Origin of the sequence: Azorhizobium oxalatiphilum (genome assembly GCF_014635325.1) — a bacterium.
GTDB classification, from domain to species: Bacteria; Pseudomonadota; Alphaproteobacteria; order Rhizobiales; family Xanthobacteraceae; genus Azorhizobium; species Azorhizobium oxalatiphilum.
Genome location: NZ_BMCT01000015.1, coordinates 1 through 21,531, shown reverse-complemented (window position 1 = coordinate 21,531; position 21,531 = coordinate 1). Strand labels below are relative to the sequence as shown.

Here is a 21,531-nt window from a genome sequence, read left to right as displayed (position 1 = left end):
TGTACTAGAATGAGTGCTCAATTTCCTGCCTTAAGGTGCACCGGCGGCAGGACGCCGAAGGCCGAACCGGTCCCACCTCATTTACAGATGGCGAGGATCGGCACACACAATGGCCTAAGCGGGGCCGGCAGCGGACGTTCCACTCATGGCTGAACGGGCAGCATTCACCTGACATTGCAGCCGGTTCGCTTCGGTTATCCTTAATCCCATCCGGAACCATGCGCTCCAAGATGTCAGCTTTAGGACCTACGACCGCCGGAACTACATGCCCGAGAAGCGTGTCGCCATAGCCAAGTGTGACCGCTACGTGCAACGCCTGCTCACTCGGAAGGAAATTGAAGCAGGCGCCTGATGCCGATGGGTTCGCACCCTAGGTTTGGGGGCGGCTGCTCGACTCGCAGCGCATACACGGTCCGGCCGTAGAATCTGTTGCGATTTCGTACTTAGCTCGTCACCTTGAAGCTCATGCTCGGTCCGCAATCTAAGAACGTGTAGAATCCTAATGATCGACTGGCGTAGCGGAGGATGGACCGGAAGCGTGAACCGCTGGGTGCGGCGGGAGGTGACCGAGCAACTGCGCGGGAACCCGGTCGCCCGCCGCGTTCGCTATGGGCTCGTCCATCGCGCGCTCCGGCGCTTCTTCGGATCAGGCACCTTCGGGCGGTTCATCATCGCGTACATGGCCGTAAATGTTGCGGTCGTCGCGGCCGAGGCGCTCAGCGTTTGGCTCGTCCCGGCCTGGCTCCCGGCTTGGAGCACTTCCGGCTCAGCGCCGGCGACCGACATCAAAGCTCTGATGCTGAACGTATCAAGCTGTCTGCTCGGCGCGCAGATCGGGCTGCTTGGAGTCATCTCGCTGTCGCTAGCGCTTGTGACGCTGATCGCGCAACGCGAGGGATCCTCGACTGACGTTCAGGTCTACTATCACGAGTCTTTCTCGTTCGAGCTCGTCGCGAGCTGCGTTGCCCTAGCGGCCGTGTTGTGCGCTCAGCTCCTCTGGCCTCTGCAGTTCTTCATTCACCGTCTCGGGCTCGGGACCGAGCTCCAGTTCTTCAAGCTCTGCTTGTTGGGTCTCCACCTTGCCTGGTTGCTGGTGAACCTCGCCGCGGTAGCCTACTTCATCGCCACCACGTTCCGGTTCGTTCAGCAGTCGGCTCGCGAGACGCTCCGCGAACGCTACACCGCCAACGTTGTACTGCCGCGCGATCTGACGCAGCGGCTGCGCGAGCAGCTCTACGGGCTTGCGACGAAGGAGCTCATCGGCGACGACGAGGAGGATCGGGGACGCCCCACCGCAACCTTCGGCTTCGACTTCGGCGCGCCTTGGAACGTCGAGGTCGAGACGCTCTTCGCTCGGCCGGTGGCGCTCCACGACGTCAGGATGACGTGGGTGCGCTGGGTTCTGAAGCGCTGGTCCGCCCGGTGCGTCACAGCGGCTGCTCAGCAACCCACCTCGGCGTCGCACGGCCTTGGGCGCATGGGGCCCTCGATATGGTTCACGCCCCACATAGGCGGGGTACTCCGCGGAAACGTCAGCTGGTGCCGAAGGCGCGAAGGTGTGCCCCTGACCGCTTTCGAAAAGTTCGTTTTGCGGCGCGCTTTCATCTTCAGGAGCAGCCGCGATGAAGGATGAGCTTCCCAAGCCAGAGGCGATTCTCGAAGAATTGGCCGACAAGGTAGCAGCGCAGATCGAGCTCCTCGCGCCGGTCGCATTCGATGGCGCGTTCCGCGAGATGACCCGGTATCATCGCTTCTTGCTAGCGCTAGGAGCCTCGCGCGACCCGAACGGTGCTGCTTTCAACTTCGCCGAGATCGCGGGGAATGCGTGGAACGCACCACACAAGGAGTGGATCAGGCAGTACCGTCGGTTGTTCGAGCGTGCCGCGGACAAGCTCGTTGACGACAGTCATTTCGTTCGGTCCCTCGCCTACGTTTCCGGCCGACTGATGCCAGGCCCCGGCGACCCCGAGCTGTCGCCGAACGTGGTGCGCGCGATTTTGGACCTCGGTCCGTTGCTCGTCGGCCGCCTCGAAGCCTGGGTGACGAAGCGCACCACGGTCGAGACACGTCAGGGACAAGCCGCGGAGCCTCGGCTGGCGCTCGCGGGGTCCGACGCGAAGGCGTATGAGAGCGTTGTTCCAGAGATCGTCGGGGCCTGGGAAAGCCTGCTCCACTGCCCACCGTCGATGTATAGTTGGCGCGAGCGTAGCGAGCTAACTGACGTCGAGCGCTGGGCGGCATTCAGGGCGAGCTGGCCCTTCCTGTGGCAGCACCTGACGAACACAGCCTACTGCCTCGCCACTGCGGTGTGGAATGAGGACGAGACTGGTGCCGCCCTCTTTCGCGAAGCGCTCGTGCGGTGGGTACATGCGGTCGACCATCGTTTGGACGATCGAGCCGAGCTGCGGCACCGGCGTCTGCTTTTCCCGAGCATCCTCGACCTGAACTGGCCGGAGGCGAGCGCAAAGGCCGCTCCGCTCGGCTACGATTACATGCCGCCGCCGACACCGGACCAGCTGTTCGCTAGCGTAGTCCTGGGTGCGCACGACGACACCGTGTTGCTGACGTCAGCGCTGCTACTGTTCTGGACCATCAACGAGAAGCAGGCCTCGGACATCGGTGCGCGCACTGCGCGGGCGCTGCTAAGTCGGGAGGCGAGCGACGACGATCATCGTCATGCGGGCCGGCAACCGCTGAGCTTCCGTTCGCTTTTCCTTGACCTGCTCCGCCTCGAGACGACGGGGGAACGGTATCGCAATGGCTCCTACGCAGCCGACCTCGACCACTCCGTCGCAGTGCTCGACAACATGACCGAGCGTCGCGTGGTGCCAGGGCGCGTGTTCACGCCCTCCACGCTGCATGGCCGTGACGGTCTCCTGTTGTCCGACCTCGTGATCTTGTTGGCGCACGTTCCCGACGAGGGTGACGATGGTCTGAAGGAGCGGATCACCGCGCTCGCGCACGAGGAGGAGGTGCTGCCTAAAGGCGATGGCTCGCTGCGCGACATTCTCCACCAGCTCGGGCGATTTCAGTCGACCCTGGAGCAGCAGTTTCCCGCGCTTGATCGCGGCACTCAGCTTCTGTCGCCGGACCGGGACCCTGAGCGGTCGAAGGCTCGGTTGAGAAATATCGTCAGCGAGGTTTCAAACGCGATCGGGGAGAAGCGGCGGCATCGACTTCAAGCCCGTCCGGCCGATCCCGCGAAGCTGGAGCGTTTGCGCTCAGCGATAGAAGAAGCGCTGCTGACCTCGGAGGTGGAAACGCCCTTCTTCCGCGGTGTGGAGGTCGGTCGCGCAGCCGAAAGCGACGGCGCCCAGTGGCGCGACATGACCTTCTCAGGCATTGGCAAGGCGCAGCTTACCGAGCCGCCGATGGAGTCGCCCAGTTCCAACTTCGACGAGATGCTGGTCTCCGGGGCCCGCGAGATGGCGGGTCGGTATGCCTGGGCTGCGTTTTGCCAACGCCCGCGCATCGAGGCGGCGGTCGCAGGTCGAGCGGAAGAGGAAGCATTCTGGCGCGACTTGCGACCGCTGGTTCAGCAAGTAGGCCCGGAGCCAGTGCTTGTCATCTCACGCAACGCCGAGGGCCGGGCGTTGCGACGCTTCCTTTACGCACCAGCCGCAGATCGACCGGGGCTTACGATCGAGCAGCGTCCGCGCGCGAGCAGACGGGCGTCCTACATCGCCACCGTCGAGGGCGTCGACGTGTTCGGCGCGGACTTCCGATCGGGTGAGGCATGGCTGTTCTCCGCAACGTCGCTTCGCGAGGTGCGATACGCCGAGACAACACCTCCTGATCGCCACGCCGAGCTGACGTTCGAGCTCGGCGAAGAGATGAAGGGCACTCTCCGTGTACGGGTGCGCCAGGCGTTTAAGTGGGCGGACACCCCGACGTTCGAACTTAAAGCACCTGATCTAACTGCTACAGGTAAAATGGAAGATCCAAGATAGGTCCGGCGCCACCATACCGGATGTTACGGCATCAGGAGCTGTGCAGATCAGCGTCAATGACCAAGCAGATTCAGCTTAATCAATTGTATGCATGCTCGATTGCTGGTGCAATCCGATTCTTATATTTGCGGAACAGAGGGGCACATGAGCTTGCGGACCAGCCAGCACGCGTAAATCTCAGTGCGATGTAGCAGGAGCGATCCTTCCAAAACTAAGGTATGAAGCATATTACTTATCTGGGGTTGGGCCCCTGTGTGGCTTGGGTAGCGACCGCTTTCGGGGGCGGAACGAGCCATCCCGAACGGCTGAGATGGGGCGCAAAGCAGCCATTCGCGCCGCCGTGCCGGGAGGGCCGCTTTGGGTCGAGAGCGGTCTCTGAGAGTTTACCCGAGAGCGGACATCCCACGCCCAGCCACGCTGCAGCCGCCTCCGTCTCCTCTTTGACATTCGCCGCGCCGCTTTCGGTGGCGCATCTTCTACGCCTCACCTAGCGGGTAAGTGGCTGTTCTAGCCGCGCTTCACAGGCGGGGCCGGCCTACCCACCTGCGCCTGCATGTTGATCAAGTCGGCCAGCGACGCGGCCTTCATCTTCTGCATGACCTTCCCACGATGCGCTTTCACCGTGACTTCGCTGATTCCGAGCTCCGCCGCGATCTGTTTGTTCATCGAACCTGCGATGACCAATGTCATGACTTCCCGCTCCCTGCGACTTAGGGTTGCATAACGATCCCGAACCACCTGGGAAGCAGTGTCGACCCTGAGAGTGGCACGGCTGCGCTCGATCGCATCCCGGACCGCCGATAAAAGTGCCTCGGCATCCAGAGGTTTGGTCAGGAATTCAATCGCACCGGCCTTCATCGCGCGCACGATACTTGGCGCATCGCCATAGCCCGTTATGAAGATAATCGGGATCCGATCGGTCTCGACAGCGATCATGCTCTGAAGATCCAAACCGTTCAGATCCGGCAGATTAAGATCAAGCACAAGGCAGCTCGGAACACGCGGCCTCACGAAAGATAGAAACGCCCGGGCGGTTTCGAACAAGATGGGCTTGAACCCTGCATGCTCAAGAAGTGCCTCCAGGGCCTCCCGCGTCGAGACATCGTCATCGACAACGAAGACAAGCGGCCGTTCTGTGTTCATGGATTTAGCAGGCGGCGTGGGAGAGGGCGTATACATACATCACGAAGCCCCCTTAGATCCCGCCAGCGCCACAGCAATTTGAAACGCTGCATTCACGGCCCCGATGAGAGCTACATCTGTGAAGGGCTTGATCAGACAATCAACTGCACCTAACGCCAGCACTTGCGGACGCACGATGTCATCGCCGTGCGCGGTAATAAAGACGACTGGAACTCGAACTCCACGACGCTTTAGCTCTTGCTGCACTTCAGGCCCTGACATTCCTGGCATTGCGATGTCAAGAAGAACGCAGCCAATCCTCCCAAAAGAGTTCGCAGCGAGGAACTCCTCACCCGATGAAAATACTTGCGAAGAAAATCCGTGCACGCCGAGCAAGTCCGGAAGCGACTCTCGCACCGACTCGTCATCATCCACGATTACTACCGACAAATCCGACATGAGCGCGGTCATTTGGCGTTCCCTGCGAGGACATCAGACCAGTCGCGCGACTGTCCATGCTCTGGTGCCCTCCCTCTCCCTTTTTCCGCCTTAGGGGATGACGCGGACGGAATTGCAAACACGAACGTAGCGCCACGCTCTTCCGTCGGCTCAACCCATAGGCGCCCCGCATGACTCTCAAGTATGTAACGACTGATTGACAATCCCATCCCCATGCCGCCCGTTCGTGTCGTGTAAAATGCCTCAAATATGCGCTCTCGGTCACAATGATCGATGCCGTTCCCGCTGTCGCGAACCGCAAGACGAACACAGCTGTCCTTGTCCAAGGCGGTATGCACGATAATGAGACGCTGTCGATCCGAAACTTCCCTCATGGCGTCGGACGCATTGAGAATAAGATTCAACATTACTTGCTGAAGCTGCACACGATCTCCAATGACATCAGGAATATGATCCATCAGGACACGGCGCACTACAACCTTGCTGTGTTGCAATTCAGCCGCTGACAACGCCAAAACCTCATCAACGGCCTCGTTAATGTTTACCCGCTCATGCGAAAGTGCCCGTGAGCCGAACAACGCGCGGAGTCGCTTGATGACATCCGCTGCCCTATGCCCGTCCCGTCGAGATCTCTCTGCTGTTCGCCGCGCCCCCTCGATGTTTGGAGGGTTAGCTGACAGCATGCTCAAACATGCACTTGCATTGTTGACGATGCCCGACAGCGGCTGGTTGACCTCATGTGCGATGGACGCCGTCAGGACGCCGAGACTTGTTGCCCTGGACACGTAGGCCAACTCTGATCTGACCTTGCCGAGTGCGGCCTCGGCCGCCTGACGTTGTGTCACATCCTGCACCGTGCCTGTGTAAATGAGGTCGCCGCCATTCGAGCGGCTACCATGCGCCACAACGTGGAGATACTTAATCGCTCCGTCGGCCATGCACGCACGATGCATGAAATCAATGTCCCCCTCCCCTCGACGTGCCGCCTCCAGCATGCGCTGAAACTGCGGCAGATCTTCCGGATGGAAGCGACTTCCGAGGATTTCAAGCGTGACCACCTTATGCGGATCAACGTCATAGGCGCGGAAAGTCTGCTCGGAGAACTCAACCTCTTCGGAGTTAACTCGCCAGAAGAAGCTCCCGGTCAGGCTGACGCGCTGGGCCTCCCGCAACCAGGCCTCACTGCGCTGGAGGTCAGAATACAGCCGCGCATTTTCCAGCCAGATGGGTGTCTGCGAGGCGAGGAACTCAAGTAACGCGGCAACGTCAACACTGAACGCGCGGGTCGATAGGTTGTTCTCAAGATATAGAACGCCGGCAACGCCGCACTCCGAACGTATTGGAAGACAGATGACGGATCGAGTAGCCCACCCGACCACGTAATCATCCTCTGCCGACAGCCCGCTCGATACGGCATCGTTCAGCAGGATGCGCTCACCGGTTCGCAGGACGTAATTGAAAACCGAAAGCGGCAGATCCGAGCCGGTCAGCCGTGAACTAGCAACTTGAACCTCGATCGGTCCGTCGGCCGTCGCCGCTCTCGCTTCCACATGCGGCACGCCCTCCCGCATCAGAACAAGAATACCCCGCTGCGCCCCCGAATGTTCGACAGCGAGCCGCATGAGCTTCTCAAGAAGGTTCGGAAGCACCATCTCCCCGCTCAGAACGAGGGATGCTCTACCGACCGCCTCCACATCAAGGCGCGAGAGGGAACTGCTCTGATGGAACGGCTTGCGTGCAGGCTCTCCCACGAGGCGTAACGACGGAAAGCGCGTCTCCAACCGCCTTACTCTCAGTTGCGCACCCCAGCGCGCATAACACTGGATCGCCTTGGCAAGATAAGCCTCCGCAAGCGTCTTGAGCCCTCGCCTGTCATAAAATTCCCCGGCCAGTTCACTGGCCAGTGCCTCGACTTGCGTAATACCTTGGGCAGCAGCCAGTTGGACCGCCTGTTCATAGGCGTCCTGTGCTGCCGAAATTCGACCTTCGATACCGTCGATCTCCGCACGTACCAATGCCTCACGTGCGGAAAAATTCTCCGGACAGCCTCGCGCCCACGCAGCGATACGCCCGTGATGCAGTCGAAGGTCATGCAGCAGGTCGGAATGCTGCGCCTCGCCCCTGAGCATGGCAGCTAGCGCGAGCGAGGTATAGAATTCATATTCGGATTCCTCAATCGAGGAGCGCATGGCCCAACGGGCCGGCTCGATATGGTTCGCCACCGCGACCGCCGCCCCGAACTCGCCCAGGAAATAATGTTCCTGAAGTCGGAACACCCGATAGTAGCACTCCATCATCGCAGCACCCGGGGGCAGATCAACGGGCTGTCTCGCGCGCGCTTCGTTTGAACTCCGGGTAATCGCGTTGTCCTGAAGCGTTTCGATTAACGCCAAGTGCTGGACGAACCGCTCTGTGGGCACACCTAATTGCAGGTGCTGTGCGGATGCCAAGGTATCCTCGGCCTCACGCTTAACGGCCTCGAGTGTCTCCCCTGACACCAGCAGATGGGTGATGAGATTTCGCGCGTTGTAGGCAGCGAAGGCCATATCACCCATCGACCGGCCCACACGAGAGGCTTCCCGCATCAATGGCTCACACTGAGGGAGAGGAAGCGTCCACGGCATCGTGAACGCAGCGATGCAGGAATACACACGCGATCTGTGGCGGTTATTCCCGTGGTCTTCGACGAGGCTGCGCGCGACGCTACCGAACATGACCGCAGTTTCGTAATCCGCGAATCTCGTGCCAAGAGCCATGTTCAGCGCCGAATAGGCGACACTGGAGCTTTCATGATTTCCGAATTGAAGGCTCAGATTTGTCATCCGGAGGAGGACGAGCTCAAGCAGGCATCTGTCGAATGCGTAAGCTGCGGGAAACACCTCGGTCAGCACGGACATCATGGCCATGCAGGTGCGGTCCGTCATGGCCGGAAGCTTTAACAAATCATCGGCTGTCCGGTCCCCGAGGATTGAGCGGAGCACCTGATATTCGCGCCGGACATCCGCCTCCGTCGGATGAGAGGACCATGGCACACCAACGCTCTCGAAGAATGCCAGAGCCACTTGCACGGCTCGCTCGATACCACCTGTCGTAAAATGCATGAGCAATTGCAGACAGACAACTTGCGCCCGCGTCTCAACGGCTCTTGCAGCAGAAGCGAGCACAGATAGACGCCCGTTGGCGGCCCCGAATTCTCCGTTCACGATCTCGCATTCGGATCGCAATAGCTCGATACCAAACATGAGATCGAACTGCGCTTCCTCCCCCCAGCCTGGCAGCAAACCACTGCCCATTGCCAGAAAGTGTTGTGCAGACTGGAATGCGGATGCCTCCCTTGCGCGCTTTCCTGCCGCGAAGCAAAGACCGGCGATCATCACGCGATCCGAAGGCTGCTCCAACGCCGACAGGCCACGCGTAAACTGATTCACGACCTCAAAAAGACGGTCGTCAAAGGCGTCGTTACCGCGTCGCGCATACAGCGCCTTGGCAATGCGCATATGTGCGGCCGCACGGTCGGGCTCCGGGAAGAGTGCATAGCTTGCCTCCTGCACACGATCGTGTGCAAAACGCAAAACTTCATCCGACCTGATCACGAAGCCGCCGTCGACTGCATCGCAGAGCGTGGCATTGACCTCATCAGTCGATCTGCCAAGGATATCGGCTAGGCTCTCAGTCGTGTCCCCATTGCCCAGACACGCGAGGTGAAAAAGCGCGGATCGCGTCTGTGCGTCCAGACGCCGGAGCTTGGCGGCCAGGAAATCTGCGACATTCTCCGCCGTTGGCAGAGCCCGGATGCCTTCGATGTCCCAAGCCCACGTTCCCGTGTCTACCTCGAACGCCAGCAGGCGCTGCTCGGCCAATGCAGTGACATATTGCGCGACAAAGAATGGATTTCCTGCGGTCTTATCAATCAGAACTTCAGCCAGTGGTAGCGTCACCTCTGCATTGACCTGGAGTATGGAGGCCACGAATGCGCTGAGGGCATCTTTGCCCAAGGGAGACAGACTGATCTCCGTCAGCTCGCCGCGCAGCCTCGACACTGAATCGATCGTTGCCGTGAGCGGATGCGCGGAGTCGACTTCATCCGCGCGATAGGCGCCAATGACCATCAGATACCGGAGTCCCGGATCGCTCAGGATCCGTTCGAGTAAAGCGAGCGTGCCCGCATCAAGCCATTGCAGGTCGTCAATGAACAGGACGAGCGGATGGTCCGATTGGGCCAGGACGCCAAGGAGTGCAATGAAGACGGCGTGGAACCGGGATTGAGAGCTCTGGGGCTCCACCACTGGTGCACGTGGCAGTTCGCCAAGTAGCAGCGCAAGTTCGGGAACTAGCTCCACCATGAGCTGCGCATGGACTCCGAGCGCGCTGCTCAGGTCCGCACGCCACCGTACCAATTCGACTTCACCTTTCGCGAGCAACGCCCGAAAGGTGCCACGTAGTGCTTGTGCCAACGTCGCATACGGAATGTCACGCTTGTATTGGTCGAACTTGCCCGCCGCGAACATACAGGTGCGAGGCAGACACTCCCGGAACGCGTCCACCAGCGCGGACTTTCCGATGCCGGCCTCGCCGGAAATGAAGGCAGCGGCGCTGCCCCGCCCCTCGGACGTACCGCGAAATTCTTCCATGAGGCGGCCCAGGTCTTCCTGTCGGCCAAACAGCTTGCCTGCCGTACGAAGCCGGTCAGACGCGTCAAAAAGACCAATCCTCAGCGCCTCAACCGAACCGTGCTCTTCCAGTAAGGATAAGCACTGGCTTATATCGTGCCCAACACCAGCAGCACTCTGATAGCGACGATCTGGATCTTTCTCGAGCAGCTTCAAGATAATCTCGTCGATTACCTTGGGGAGATCCGCCTCGAATACACTCGGTGCGGTGGGTGTCCGCGCAACATGCGAGTGCATCAACCCGCCTGCATCTGCGGTAGTAAACGGTAGGCGCCGCGCAAATAGAAAATACAGCACCACGCCCATAGAATACAGGTCCGTCCGCATATCCACTGAGTGGTTGGTGCGGCCGCTCTGTTCCGGTGCCAAATAGGGCAGGTCCTCAATGCTCACGTCAGTGAGCGATTTACCTCCCGTATTAGCTTTAGAGAGGGACGCTGCATCAAACCCAGTGATCCTGATACGACCATCGCCATCGACCAAGAAAAATCCGGTCCGGATGTGCGAGTGCACGACGCCAGCGGCATGCATTCCCCGCACCGCACGCACCAACGCGATCGCCAATGCAAGGCGCGCCCTCAAATTGAATGGCAGCGTTTCCATCTCTGCAAGGATGAAGTCGAGAGGTTTGGTACTGCGATCCTCGATCACGAGCATCTCGCCATTGTCATAGCGCGACAGCGCAAGAGGACGGGCAGCCCAGTCGGCGTCAATCAGCCGGGCGAAGCTGAATTCCCGCGCAAGCGCGGCCCGGCTACCTGCATCCCCTCCCCGAGTAACGCGCGCCAGAACGGCAGGCTTGCCCTGCGCTCGCCCTATACAAAGGGCGAACTCGGCCTCGACGGTCAAAGGCTCGAGCGAATATGCGGAATATTCAGGCATAGCATTGAGCGCTAGGCTTAAAGCAGAAACGCCCAACCGCATGCGCGCGGGCTTTCCCAATCCGCGAGCGGGATCTACGCAGCTTGATGGAAAGAGATGACCGCACTGGCATACATCCACATTTGAAGGGAAAAAGGCGTCGTATTTCGGTCTCCACTCATTCCATTAACTTTAAGTCGCTATCCCCCCAATTACTAAACGCGTTTCATCTTGACGAGCGCGAACGCAGCCGCTTCGCTCCCGAACCATTCCCAAACATCTCTGGCAATCTACCCAGAATGCAGCATCCAACGTGCTGTCGGTGCCCTGCTGCAGCGGACTGTAAGCGGATCACGGAACCCGTCGATTGCACTTAGGTATCGATTGTCCAATGACATAGGCATGGTCGCAGCCACCTTGCCCATGGCGCTTTTGTTGGATCCCCCGTCAGGGAGACCGATCTTCGGCGCCCTCGGTAGGAATGGAAAAGCATACGGTGACACCAGCCCCTTCATTCTGTGTGGCGCGCATCCGCCCGCCATGATGCTCGATGATCGACCGGCTTACCGACAGCCCGATCCCCATCCCCTTGCTCTTTGTGGTGTAAAAGGCATCGAAGAGCTTTTCGGTATCCTGCGTCTCAAATCCCGATCCCGTGTCCTTCACGCACAGACAGACCCCTTGCTCCGGATCGTAGTAGGTGAAGACATCTAGTTCTCGTGCCCCTTCCTCCTGCCCAGCCATGGCATCCGCGGCGTTTTGCAGGAGGTTCAAAATCACCTGCTGAAGCTGAACACGATCCCCCGACACCCGAGGCAGGCCACCGGGCAGGCAGGCACGAACCCTAATGCGCCCCCGCCGCAGTTCCTGCGCCCAGAGGTCCAATACCTCCCGCGTGATTTCACCAATATCCAGCTGATCCCGATTGGCCTCCTTGCTCGAAAACAAGGTGCGTAGGTGATTGATCACGTTTGAGGCGCGTTTGGCATCCCGGATCGTCCGCCGGGCCGTCTCCGACGCCCCCGCTACGTTGGGAGGATCGTTCGCAAGCATGGCAAGGCAGGTCGACGCGTTCGTCATGATGCCCGTCAAAGGCTGATTCAATTCGTGCGCTATGGAAGCCGACAGGTGCCCCATGGTCGCAACGCGATTCGCATGCACCAGTTGAAGCTGCAGTTCGATATATCGGCGCTCCCCGTCTAGTAAGGCGCGCTCGGCATTCTTGCGGTCTGTCAGATCCAGAACGAATGCGACCCCCTGGGTCGGAGATTGATCGAACAGCGCATAACCCAGCATGACAGGAACTTGCGTTCCGTCGCGCCTGACGAACACGGTCTCAGCAGGGGCAATCACCCCTGTATGCCTGAGCTCGTCCATCCGATGATCGTCGGATGGAAGCCATTCGCCCGAGGCGAGGTCGTGCCAATGGACGTTTCCCGCCCCGAACTCCCCGCGATCCCCCCCAACGATATCCATGAAAGCCTGGTTCGCCTCGATAATCCTTCCGGGTACCTCCCATATAACGATGCCGATGATGTTGGAATCGACCAAGCGGCGCACCTGCGCCTCGCGCTCACGCAAGCCGGCATAGAGCTGAGCATTCTCCAAGGAAGTCGCGGCCGTTGAAGCTAGGAACTTCAACACGGAGAGCCGCGTGGCCGTAAATACGTTCGTGCTCAGCCCGTTCTCAAGATACAGCAGCCCCACCAGTTGCGCCTGCTTTAGCAGGGGCATGCAAAGCACCGAACGCACGCCGCGACGACGGAAGTAGGTATCAGCGCCGGGAACCTCGCACACACGGGCATCGTGTACCAACAACGCCTCTCTGGTCCTGACAACTTGATGCAGGAGCGCTTCGGGAAGCTCCTCATGCGAGAGCTCCCCTTGCAGCAACCTTACCTCAAATGTTTCAACAGCCGTGTTCGCTTCGGCGACAATTTCCAGAGCTGCCCCGCGAAGCAGGAGAAGGACACCGCGGTCAGCGCCCGCATGCTCGAGTGCCAGCCGCATAAGCGTCGCCAGGAGCTCGCTCGGAACGGTCTCGGCAAAGATAGCCTGTGACACCTTCAGAACGGTCGTGAGATCCAGCTGTTCTGCCGAAGCCGTGAGCCCGAGTGGAGTATCGGGAGAGGGCGGCTGGCGATACAAGCCAGGGAAGGCCCGCTCCATCTGCCGTACCTTGGCCAGAGCGCCCCACCGCAGGTAGCAGGCCTTGGCGTCCCGCAGATAGCCCATGGCAGCCCTGTCTAACCCGCGCGAGCGGAAAAACCGACCCGCCAGTTCCATTGCGAGACCCTCATTATGTAGGATCCCACCTTCGGAGGCGGATTGCGCCGCCTGCTCGTACAAAAGCTCCGCCTCGGCCACCCGCCCTCCAATGCGCGCAGCCTCTGCGCGGACAATCAGGGCGTAACTGGAAAAATTGGCAGGACAGTCGTGCGCCCTCGCAACAACCCTTGCGGCATAATTGCCCATGGCCTGCACTTGCTGGGCCCGCTGCTCCGCGACCGTCTCACTATGCAATGCCGCATAGGTGAGAGCGGCGTAGAAGTCGAATAGGATCTGCTCCAGCCCCGCCAGCATGGCCCAACGGATCGGCTCGATGAACTCCACCGCCTCACGCGCCGCCACATAGTCATCGGAAAAGAACCGTTCAATGAGACGAAAAACCCAGTAATAACTGGCCACCTGCGCGAGGCCGCGCTGTTCAGATACATCCTTGCGCGCCCAGTCATCGCTCGCGACAGGTTCCGCCTGAACGCCGCGCAGTTCGGCGACCAACCACTGCTGTCCCACGAACCCTTGAACAACGGCGGCAAAGCCAGAGCCCCGCGCGAATGCAATGGCCGCCTCCGCCTCAAACGCCACCTGGGCGAGTGGAGCACCCGCAACGAACAAATTTGTGACCAGATTCCGAAAGGTATAGGCGGCGAATGCAACGTCTCCCGATGACTTGCCGGCGGCAAGTGCCAGCCTTAAACAGGCATCGGATTGCGAGAGGCTCTCAAACCACGGCATCGAGAATGAGCCAGTCTGTGCGTAGGCTCGCGCCCGCAAGCGATCCGAACCGTAGGCATCTGCTAATTGGCAGGCCAGCCGGCCGAACTGATAGGCTGATTGATAGTCCCCGAAGCGCGGCCCAAGAAATAAGCCAAGTGCGGAGTAGGCAACGCTCGACATCGCGCAGTTGCCGTCGCGCAGGCTCATATTCACCATGCGCAAGACAATCAAATCCGCGAGTGCTCTCGATGTGTTCGCGGCAGTGGTAACAGCCGGAAACAACTCAGTGAGCACCTGCATGATAGCTAATCGATCTTCGTCAACCATCTGAGGAAGTTCGGCGACGTGCTCAACAGAGACGATCTGCAGGCGATGCACGAGATCGTCATACTCCCCCTGCACATCGGCATCGCTGGGATCGAGGGGCAAAGTGCTTCCAACCTCACGCAGGAATGCCAGGCCGATCTCGATGGCAGTTCCATGTCGACCACGTGTGAAGGCGATCAGGATGCGAAGGCAGACGATGTCGCTCCGGTCGACTCTGGTTCGCGCACACCCCATCAAATGAACAAGCCGCTCCTCCGCTGAGGTGAGTTCGCCATTGATGAAATCACACTCCGCATGCAGGTGCTCCAGTTCAAACGCGAGCGCATAGCAGCACTCCCATCTGTCTTCGGGGAGCAGATCCAGGCCAGCAGTGAAATATCGCTGCGCGGCCGAATATGCCCCGGAGCTCCGCGCACTCCTGCCAGCGGTAAGGTTGAGCTGCGCGACGACGAGCCGCTCTTCCCGTGAAGAGATTTGTATCCGACCGCGGTCGAACTGATCCACCAAACCGAAAACCGGCTCATCCATCCTGCCCGATCCCGCAACCCGGAAAAGAGCCCGTGCAGCCTCGAGATGAAGGAGTGCGCGATCTTCCGCAGGCACTAACGCGTAGGCTGCTTCATGGACGCGGTCGTGCACAAAGGAGAGCCCCGCTCTGGAAGACACAACCAGCCCTGCCTCAATCGCCTCCTTGAATAGAGACCCGATATCCGCCTCGTCGCGATCGAGAACGGCGCCGATTTTCCAAAGCTCCGCCTCGCTGCCCAAGCAGGCGAGCGCGCTCAGGACCTGTCGGCTATCGGCGGTGAGCCGGCTGAGCTTTGCAGCCATCAGATCGGCAACATTATCGCTCATGCCCTTGCCACGCATGCTTTCCAGGCTCCACGCCCACAGCAGACGCTCCGGGTCAAACCGCAGAAGCCCCTCCCCAACCAGTTCACCTATGAACTGGATGGCAAAAAAGGGATTCCCCGCGGTTTTCTCCGCCACAAGCGCGGCAAGATCACCCACGCTCTCCGCCTCGGCATGCATGCACTCCGACATCAACTCCACGAGGTCCCCGACAGACAGAGGCGCCAGCGCCACTTCCTGTCTGAGGACACCATGATCGCGCAGCAGATCCATCATGCCTGTCAACGGATGGTCGGCGGCCACCTCACCATCCCGATATGCGCCGACAACCATCAGATTGCGCAAACCTGGAGCGGTTACGAGATGGCTGAGAAGGTCGAGGGTGGCCGCGTCCACCCATTGCAGATCATCGACGAACAGGATCAGGGGACGGTCCAGCGCAGCAAATACACCGACCAGTTCCTCGAAGGCCTTATGAAAGCGCGCTCTCGTCTCGACCGGATCGACTTCGGATAGCGGCGACAATTCACCGAGCACGAGACCAAGATGGGGAACAAGCGCGACGAGCAGTTGACCATTTACGCCCAGAGCCGCAGCTAACTTTTCCCTTAGGGTCACGCTTTCCTCTTCGAGCGTGCCCAGTGCGTCCCTTATCAACCGCTCGAAGGCCTGTGCGACGGGTGCAAAGGGGATCTCGCCACGATATTGATCGCACTTACCGGTGGCAAAGTGCCCCCCGCCTGTGGAAAGGCGCTCCCGGAATTCATTAACGAGAGCGGATTTTCCAACGCCAGGGCCTCCAGAAACCATAACCATCTCTGGTCGCCCAGACATCCGGATACGCTCATGGGCATGCTCCAGCTTCGCAGTCTCGCCCGCCCGCGCATAAAGCTTCCCCGAGATGAGCAGGCGACCCGCCCCATCATCGCCACCGATCTCGAAATCGGATACCGAGCCACCTCTCGACCACTCATCAAGGCAGCGTGCCAGATCCCGCTCTACACCAAGAGCAGTCTGATATCGGTCGTCGGGCATCTTGGCGAGCAGGCGCATCAGTATCCGCGAAATGGTTTGCGGAGTTTCTGGTGCGAGATCCGTCAAGGGCGCGGGCAACCGTGCCACATGACAATGCACCCACTGCACTGGATCATTTGCTACGAAAGGCAGACGCCCCGCAAGCAGATGGTAAAGCGTAATTCCCAGAGAATATAAATCCGAACGGGCATCCACGACCCTGTCCACGCGGCCCGTTTGCTCCGGCGCCATATACTGCAAGGACCCAACTATATTCCCCGGCGAAGTCGCGGATAGATTTTCGGACATCACCGGCGAGGCAAAGCCGAAGCCGGACAATCGGACCTCAAGCGAGGCCGTGTCAAGAAATACGTTATCTGGCTTAATGTCCCTATGAACCAGGCCCCCCTGATGCAGGCGATGCACCGTTCCGCATAAAGCGGTTGCAATACGCAGAAAGAGGCCGACTTCCATCGGCGCCCCGATCAATCGCCCGAGGGGTTCGCGACCAGAAACATCGAGCGTCAGAAGTGTCCGCCCCTGCTCGCGCGTGAGGCTCACCGGGCAGATCGCCCAGGAGGGATGAAGATGACGCCTCAACTCATATGCATGTGTCAGGCGTTCTGATAAACTTGGATCGGGATGTTCCTCCGCCGGCGTAACCACGACATAACCGCCACTGCCGTCATCCGCACCTGAAGCGGTCGCACGATAATGGAGCAAGCCATCGGTTTCCCAGGCGCAATTTGAATCGACGCTGCGCGACTGAGCGACGGCGCTAGTGAAGTCGGACATCTAGGCGCTCCGGCCGCGCATGGTCGAGTGCATAAAGGCAAAACCCCACGCGAAAGCAGGGCGAACAACGCGATAATATATGGCCGAGTTCACCTGCCGCCTGAGCACGACGCAGACATGTATTAGCTCGATAATCATCAGGCGCATGGAGCATACCGCTGTCTAGGACACATCGACATCGCTCGGCGGAAACGCTGCGCAGACAGTTCCCACGTAGCGTACAGGCACCGTCATCAACGCTGCCCGATCGCCTTGGACTGGCCGCACCTTTTCGCAGACCGGGGGCAGTTTGAGCTGCCCCATCAACACGGCCACGCCTACCTCAAATGCCTGGCTCAAGATCGGACACCCATCCGAAATTGAAACTGCATATAGCATTCAAATACCGCCTTTGTGGAGAATCTGACCACTCGTCATGATCGGCCCCACGCTTCCATGTCAGGCTCAACGCTATACCATTCCCCTTCCCCAAGCCCCTAGGATACATGGCTATAATTTATCTGCCGCATCTTCATTTGGCAGATGCCATCACACTGCTCACCGCATCGATCATTTCCTGAGCCTGGAAAGGCTTGGTCAGAAAATGAGCCGCACCGGCGTTGAGCGCTTTCAACGTCATAGGTGCTTCGGTGTGCCCGGTCATCATCACCACCGGCAGTGTGATTCCGAGCTGCCCCAGCCGTGACTGAAACTCCAGCCCACTCATCCCCGGGAGCCTTACATCCAGCACGATACATCCGCTGACAGAAGGTTCGTGACCGCTCAGAAAATCTTGCACCGTCTCATATTCACGGCAATCAAACCCGACCGTCGACAGGAGAAGGCAGACCGACTCCCGCACCGAGATATCGTCATCAATCACATGAACGATCGGATCCGCCCGCATCATCACCGCTTCCCCCATAAGGCGCGCAGCCTCCCCTACCCTTACAAGAGGTGGATAGGTTCACGTCGCGAGCGGGTCGTCTATCACACCAAGGTATCGGTTCCGGGACGGCAACCACGCTTACGTCGACATACACAATAGGCAGCAAGCCGGCGGGATCTCAACACCTCTCGCTCCGCTGCTTCCAGGCAACCGCTGCGTGTGCCATCTCGGACTTCCCGGCTGCCGTCCAAGCGCACTGCGAAAGCCCGCCCACAGCATCCCAAACCCATACAATGGTATGACCGAAACCGTGAGTGAGCATGGGCAAATCAGACACGCTGCTGATGTCCCGAAAGTGGGACGTGATCCAGCATAAGCGTGTAATCGTCGCCAACGGTCGGCCGAGAGAGCAGTCACGGCTGGGGTATGCATGGCGACGCATCCAGCGGGAACTCCGACATGGGACCGAACATATCGCGGCGCGATTTCATCCGTGGATCCGCAGCTACTCTCGCCGGCACAACAATGGGAGCGCTGGGCTTCGTCGATCTCGATCAGGCCATGGCAGACTATGTGAAGCCCTTCCATCTTTTTCGCACCACGGAGACGCGCAACACATGCACGTACTGCTCGGTAGCGTGCGGGATCCTCATCTATACGGCGGGTGATCGGAAGAAGGGCGACCACGCAGAACTCATCCATATCGAGGGTGACGTTGATCACCCGACCAATCGCGGCACGCTGTGTCCAAAGGGGGCGGCCCTCCGCGATATCGTGAAGTCCGAGTCGCGTCTTCAGCAACCCATGCTGAGGCGAGGTGGATCTGACGAGTTCGAACCGATCTCCTGGGACGCTGCGCTCGACAAGATCGCGCGCGCCATGAAGGACGATCGCGACAGGAACTTCATCGCCAAGAACGCCGACGGCGTGACCGTGAACAGGTGGCTCACCACCGGCTTCCTCGCGGCGTCGGCTGCAACAAACGAGACCGCTTACGAAACCTACAAGGTGGTCCGAAGCACCGGCATTCTGGCGTTTGATAACCAAGCGCGCGTTTGACACGGCCCGACGGTGGCGAGTCTCGCCCCAACTTTTGGCCGTGGCGCAATGACCAATCCCTGGACGGACATCAAGAACACCGATCTGGTCATCATCATGGGCGGAAACGCTGCTGAGGCGCATCCCTGCGGATTCAAATGGGTCGTGGAGGCGAAAGCCAACCGTGGTGCGAAGCTTATCGTGGTCGATCCGCGATACACGCGCTCGGCTGCGGTCTCCGACTATTACGCTCCGATCCGTCAGGGTTCGGACATCGCCTTCCTGTTGGGCGTCATCAACTACTGCATCACCAACAACAAGGTTCAGTGGGACTATGTGAAGGCCTTCACCAACGCGACCTACGTCGTGAAGGAGGGCTTCGCCTACAATGACGGCCTCTTCACCGGCTATGACGAGGAAAAGCGGGACTACAACCGCTCGACTTGGGATTACGAGATCGGCCCCGACGGCTATGCCGTGGTGGACGACACCCTCCAGAATCCTCGCTGCGTCTGGAATCTGCTGACGGCTCACGTCGCCCAGTACACCCCGGAACTGGTGGAACGCATCTCCGGCACGCCGAAGGACAAGTTCCTGAAGGTGGCCGAGATGATCGGCGAGTGCTGCACGCCCACCAAGACCATGACGTCCATGTACGCGCTTGGCTGGACCCAGCATTCCAAGGGCGCCCAGAACATCCGCTGCATGGCGATGCTCCAGCTCATCCTGGGCAATATCGGCGTGCGTGGCGGCGGCATGAATGCCCTGAGAGGTCACTCCAACATCCAGGGCCTCACCGATATCGGGCTCATGTCCAACATGCTGCCCGGCTATATGAACCTTCCGTTGGACGCCGAGCAGGACTTCGAAACCTATATGTCGTCGCGTGCCTTCGAGCCGCTTCGACCTGGACAGACGAGCTATTGGCAGAACTACCGGAAATTCTTCGTCAGCTTCATGAAGGCGATGTATGGCGCCTCGGCCAACGCGCAGAACAATTGGGCATATGATTATCTGCCGAAGCTGGATGTTGCCAATTATGACATCCTGCGCGCGTTTGAGCTCATGAAGCAGGGGAAGATGAACCTCTACTTCTGCCAGGGCTTCAACCCGTTGCAAGCCTTTCCCAACAAGGCGAAGCTCGCTGAAGGGCTGTCGAATCTGAAACTGCTGGTCGTCATGGACCCGCTTGAGACAGAGACTGCCCGCTTCTGGGAGAACCATGGCGTCTATAATGACGTGAAGTCGGCTGAAATCCAGACCGAAGTGCTTCAACTGCCCACCACCTGCTTCGCGGAGGACGAGGGCTCGCTGGTGAATTCCGGCCGCTGGATGCAATGGCACTGGCCTGCCAGCACCCCGCCGGGGGCGGCTAAATCGGACAACTGGATCATGGCACAGATTTTCCTCCGCCTGCGGGAGCTATACCGCACGGAGGGCGGTGCCTTTCCTGATTCAATTCTCAATCTGAACTGGCCCTATGAAGATCCCGGCGAGCCGAGACCGGATGAGCTTGCTCGGGAAATGAACGGCTACGTCGTCTCCGACGTGCTCGATCCCAACGATCCCACCAAGAAGCTGCTGACCGCCGGCAAGCAGTTGCCGAATTTCGGCGTTTTGCGCGACGACGGCTCTACGGCGTCGGGCTGCTGGATCTTCGCGGGCTCTTTCACCGAGGACGGCAACATGATGGCCCGCCGGGACAATTCCGATCCCGACGACACCGGCGCGTATCTGAAGTGGTCGTTCGCCTGGCCGGCGAACCGCCGCATCATCTACAACCGCGCCTCCGCCGACATCAACGGCAAGCCGTGGGACGACACCCGCAAGCTGCTGTGGTGGGACGGGGCCAAGTGGACCGGTTACGACGTGCCCGACATTGCCCCCACGGCGAAGCCGCAGGAAGTCGGCCCTTTCATCATGAATCAAGAGGGGAGCGGGCGTCTCTTTGTAGGCAAGTCCATGCGAGACGGCCCGTTCCCGGCCCATTACGAGCCATTCGAGAGCCCGATGGTCAATCTGGTGGCCCCCAAGGTTCGGGGTAATCCGGTGGCCCGCGTGTTCAAGGACGACTTCGCCCAGTTCGCGGAGCCGGCATCCAAGGAATTCCCCTATGCGGCGACCTCCTATCGCCTCACCGAGCATTTCCACTACTGGACCAAGAACAACCATGTGAACGCAGTCCTGCAGCCCGAATTCTTCGTGGAGATCTCGGAAGAGCTCGCCAAGGAGAAGGGCATCCAGAACGGCGGTCATGTGCGCGTGTGGTCCAAGCGCGGGCAGGTCTATGCCAAGGCCTACGTGACCAAGCGTATCCGTCCCATCATCTGCGACGGCAAGCCTGTGCATGTGGTCGGCATCCCCATCCACTGGGGCTTCGTCGGTGCGGCCCGCAAGGGTTTCCCCGCCAACGTGCTGACGCCATCGGTCGGTGACGCCAACATGGAGACGCCCGAGTTCAAGGCGTTCCTTGTCAATATCGAGCCCTCGACCGGGCCGGTCGCGTAAGGAGGGGGCACGTCATGTTGAAACCAGCACCGAACCCTCCGGTCACGACCGCCCCGGCGAAGTTCGG

General features: G+C 59.8%; 8 protein-coding genes. 3 read left to right on the top strand and 5 right to left on the bottom strand.

What is annotated here, in order from left to right:
* The first annotated feature begins 538 nt into the window (after positions 1 to 538).
* Positions 539 to 1,633, top strand: coding sequence for a hypothetical protein (locus tag IEW24_RS28185; protein ID WP_188584257.1), 1,095 nt, complete (start codon positions 539 to 541; stop codon positions 1,631 to 1,633).
* Positions 1,623 to 3,950 (top strand): hypothetical protein, encoded by a 2,328-nt coding sequence (locus IEW24_RS28180; protein ID WP_188584256.1) that lies wholly within the window; start codon positions 1,623 to 1,625, stop codon positions 3,948 to 3,950. The genes IEW24_RS28185 and IEW24_RS28180 overlap by 11 nt, the downstream gene beginning before the upstream one ends.
* Before the next feature lie 507 nt (positions 3,951 to 4,457).
* Here the strand turns inward: IEW24_RS28180 and IEW24_RS28175 are convergent.
* The 5 genes from IEW24_RS28175 to IEW24_RS28155 all read right to left on the bottom strand — a co-directional run bounded on the left by IEW24_RS28175 (position 4,458) and on the right by IEW24_RS28155 (position 17,954).
* Positions 4,458 to 5,129, bottom strand: a complete 672-nt coding sequence (locus tag IEW24_RS28175) for a response regulator transcription factor (protein ID WP_244644719.1) — start codon at positions 5,127 to 5,129, stop codon at positions 4,458 to 4,460.
* A gap of 3 nt (positions 5,130 to 5,132) precedes the next feature.
* Entirely contained in the window at positions 5,133 to 5,543 is a 411-nt protein-coding gene (locus IEW24_RS28170) for a response regulator transcription factor (RefSeq protein ID WP_210324302.1), read from the bottom strand.
* Positions 5,540 to 11,125 carry a trifunctional serine/threonine-protein kinase/ATP-binding protein/sensor histidine kinase gene (locus tag IEW24_RS28165; RefSeq protein ID WP_188584255.1) on the bottom strand — a complete coding sequence of 1,862 codons (5,586 nt, stop codon included), beginning with the start codon at positions 11,123 to 11,125 and terminating at the stop codon, positions 5,540 to 5,542. Before IEW24_RS28165 ends, IEW24_RS28170 begins: the two co-directional genes overlap by 4 nt.
* A 384-nt stretch (positions 11,126 to 11,509) precedes the next feature.
* Positions 11,510 to 17,050, bottom strand: coding sequence for a trifunctional serine/threonine-protein kinase/ATP-binding protein/sensor histidine kinase (locus IEW24_RS28160; protein WP_188584254.1), 5,541 nt, complete (start codon positions 17,048 to 17,050; stop codon positions 11,510 to 11,512).
* Between the two features lie 511 nt (positions 17,051 to 17,561).
* Positions 17,562 to 17,954 carry a response regulator transcription factor gene (locus IEW24_RS28155; RefSeq protein ID WP_188584253.1) on the bottom strand — a complete coding sequence of 131 codons (393 nt, stop codon included), beginning with the start codon at positions 17,952 to 17,954 and terminating at the stop codon, positions 17,562 to 17,564.
* A 423-nt stretch (positions 17,955 to 18,377) separates the two neighbouring features.
* Here IEW24_RS28155 and fdnG point away from each other — a divergent pair, with 423 nt between their 5' ends.
* Positions 18,378 to 21,464, top strand: coding sequence for a formate dehydrogenase-N subunit alpha (fdnG, locus tag IEW24_RS28150; protein WP_188584252.1), 3,087 nt, complete (start codon positions 18,378 to 18,380; stop codon positions 21,462 to 21,464).
* Positions 21,465 to 21,531: the final 67 nt, after the last annotated feature.

Excerpts from the sequence above, each read along its gene's own strand:
- IEW24_RS28180 (WP_188584256.1), top strand. The coding sequence starts at position 1,623 with ATGAAGGATGAGCTTCCCAAGCCAGAGGCGATTCTCGAAGAATTGGCC.
- IEW24_RS28175 (WP_244644719.1), bottom strand. The coding sequence starts at position 5,129 with ATGTATACGCCCTCTCCCACGCCGCCTGCTAAATCCATGAACACAGAA.
- IEW24_RS28170 (WP_210324302.1), bottom strand. The coding sequence starts at position 5,543 with ATGACCGCGCTCATGTCGGATTTGTCGGTAGTAATCGTGGATGATGAC.
- IEW24_RS28165 (WP_188584255.1), bottom strand. The coding sequence starts at position 11,125 with ATGCGGTTGGGCGTTTCTGCTTTAAGCCTAGCGCTCAATGCTATGCCT.
- IEW24_RS28160 (WP_188584254.1), bottom strand. The coding sequence starts at position 17,050 with ATGTCCGACTTCACTAGCGCCGTCGCTCAGTCGCGCAGCGTCGATTCA.
- IEW24_RS28155 (WP_188584253.1), bottom strand. The coding sequence starts at position 17,954 with ATGGGGGAAGCGGTGATGATGCGGGCGGATCCGATCGTTCATGTGATT.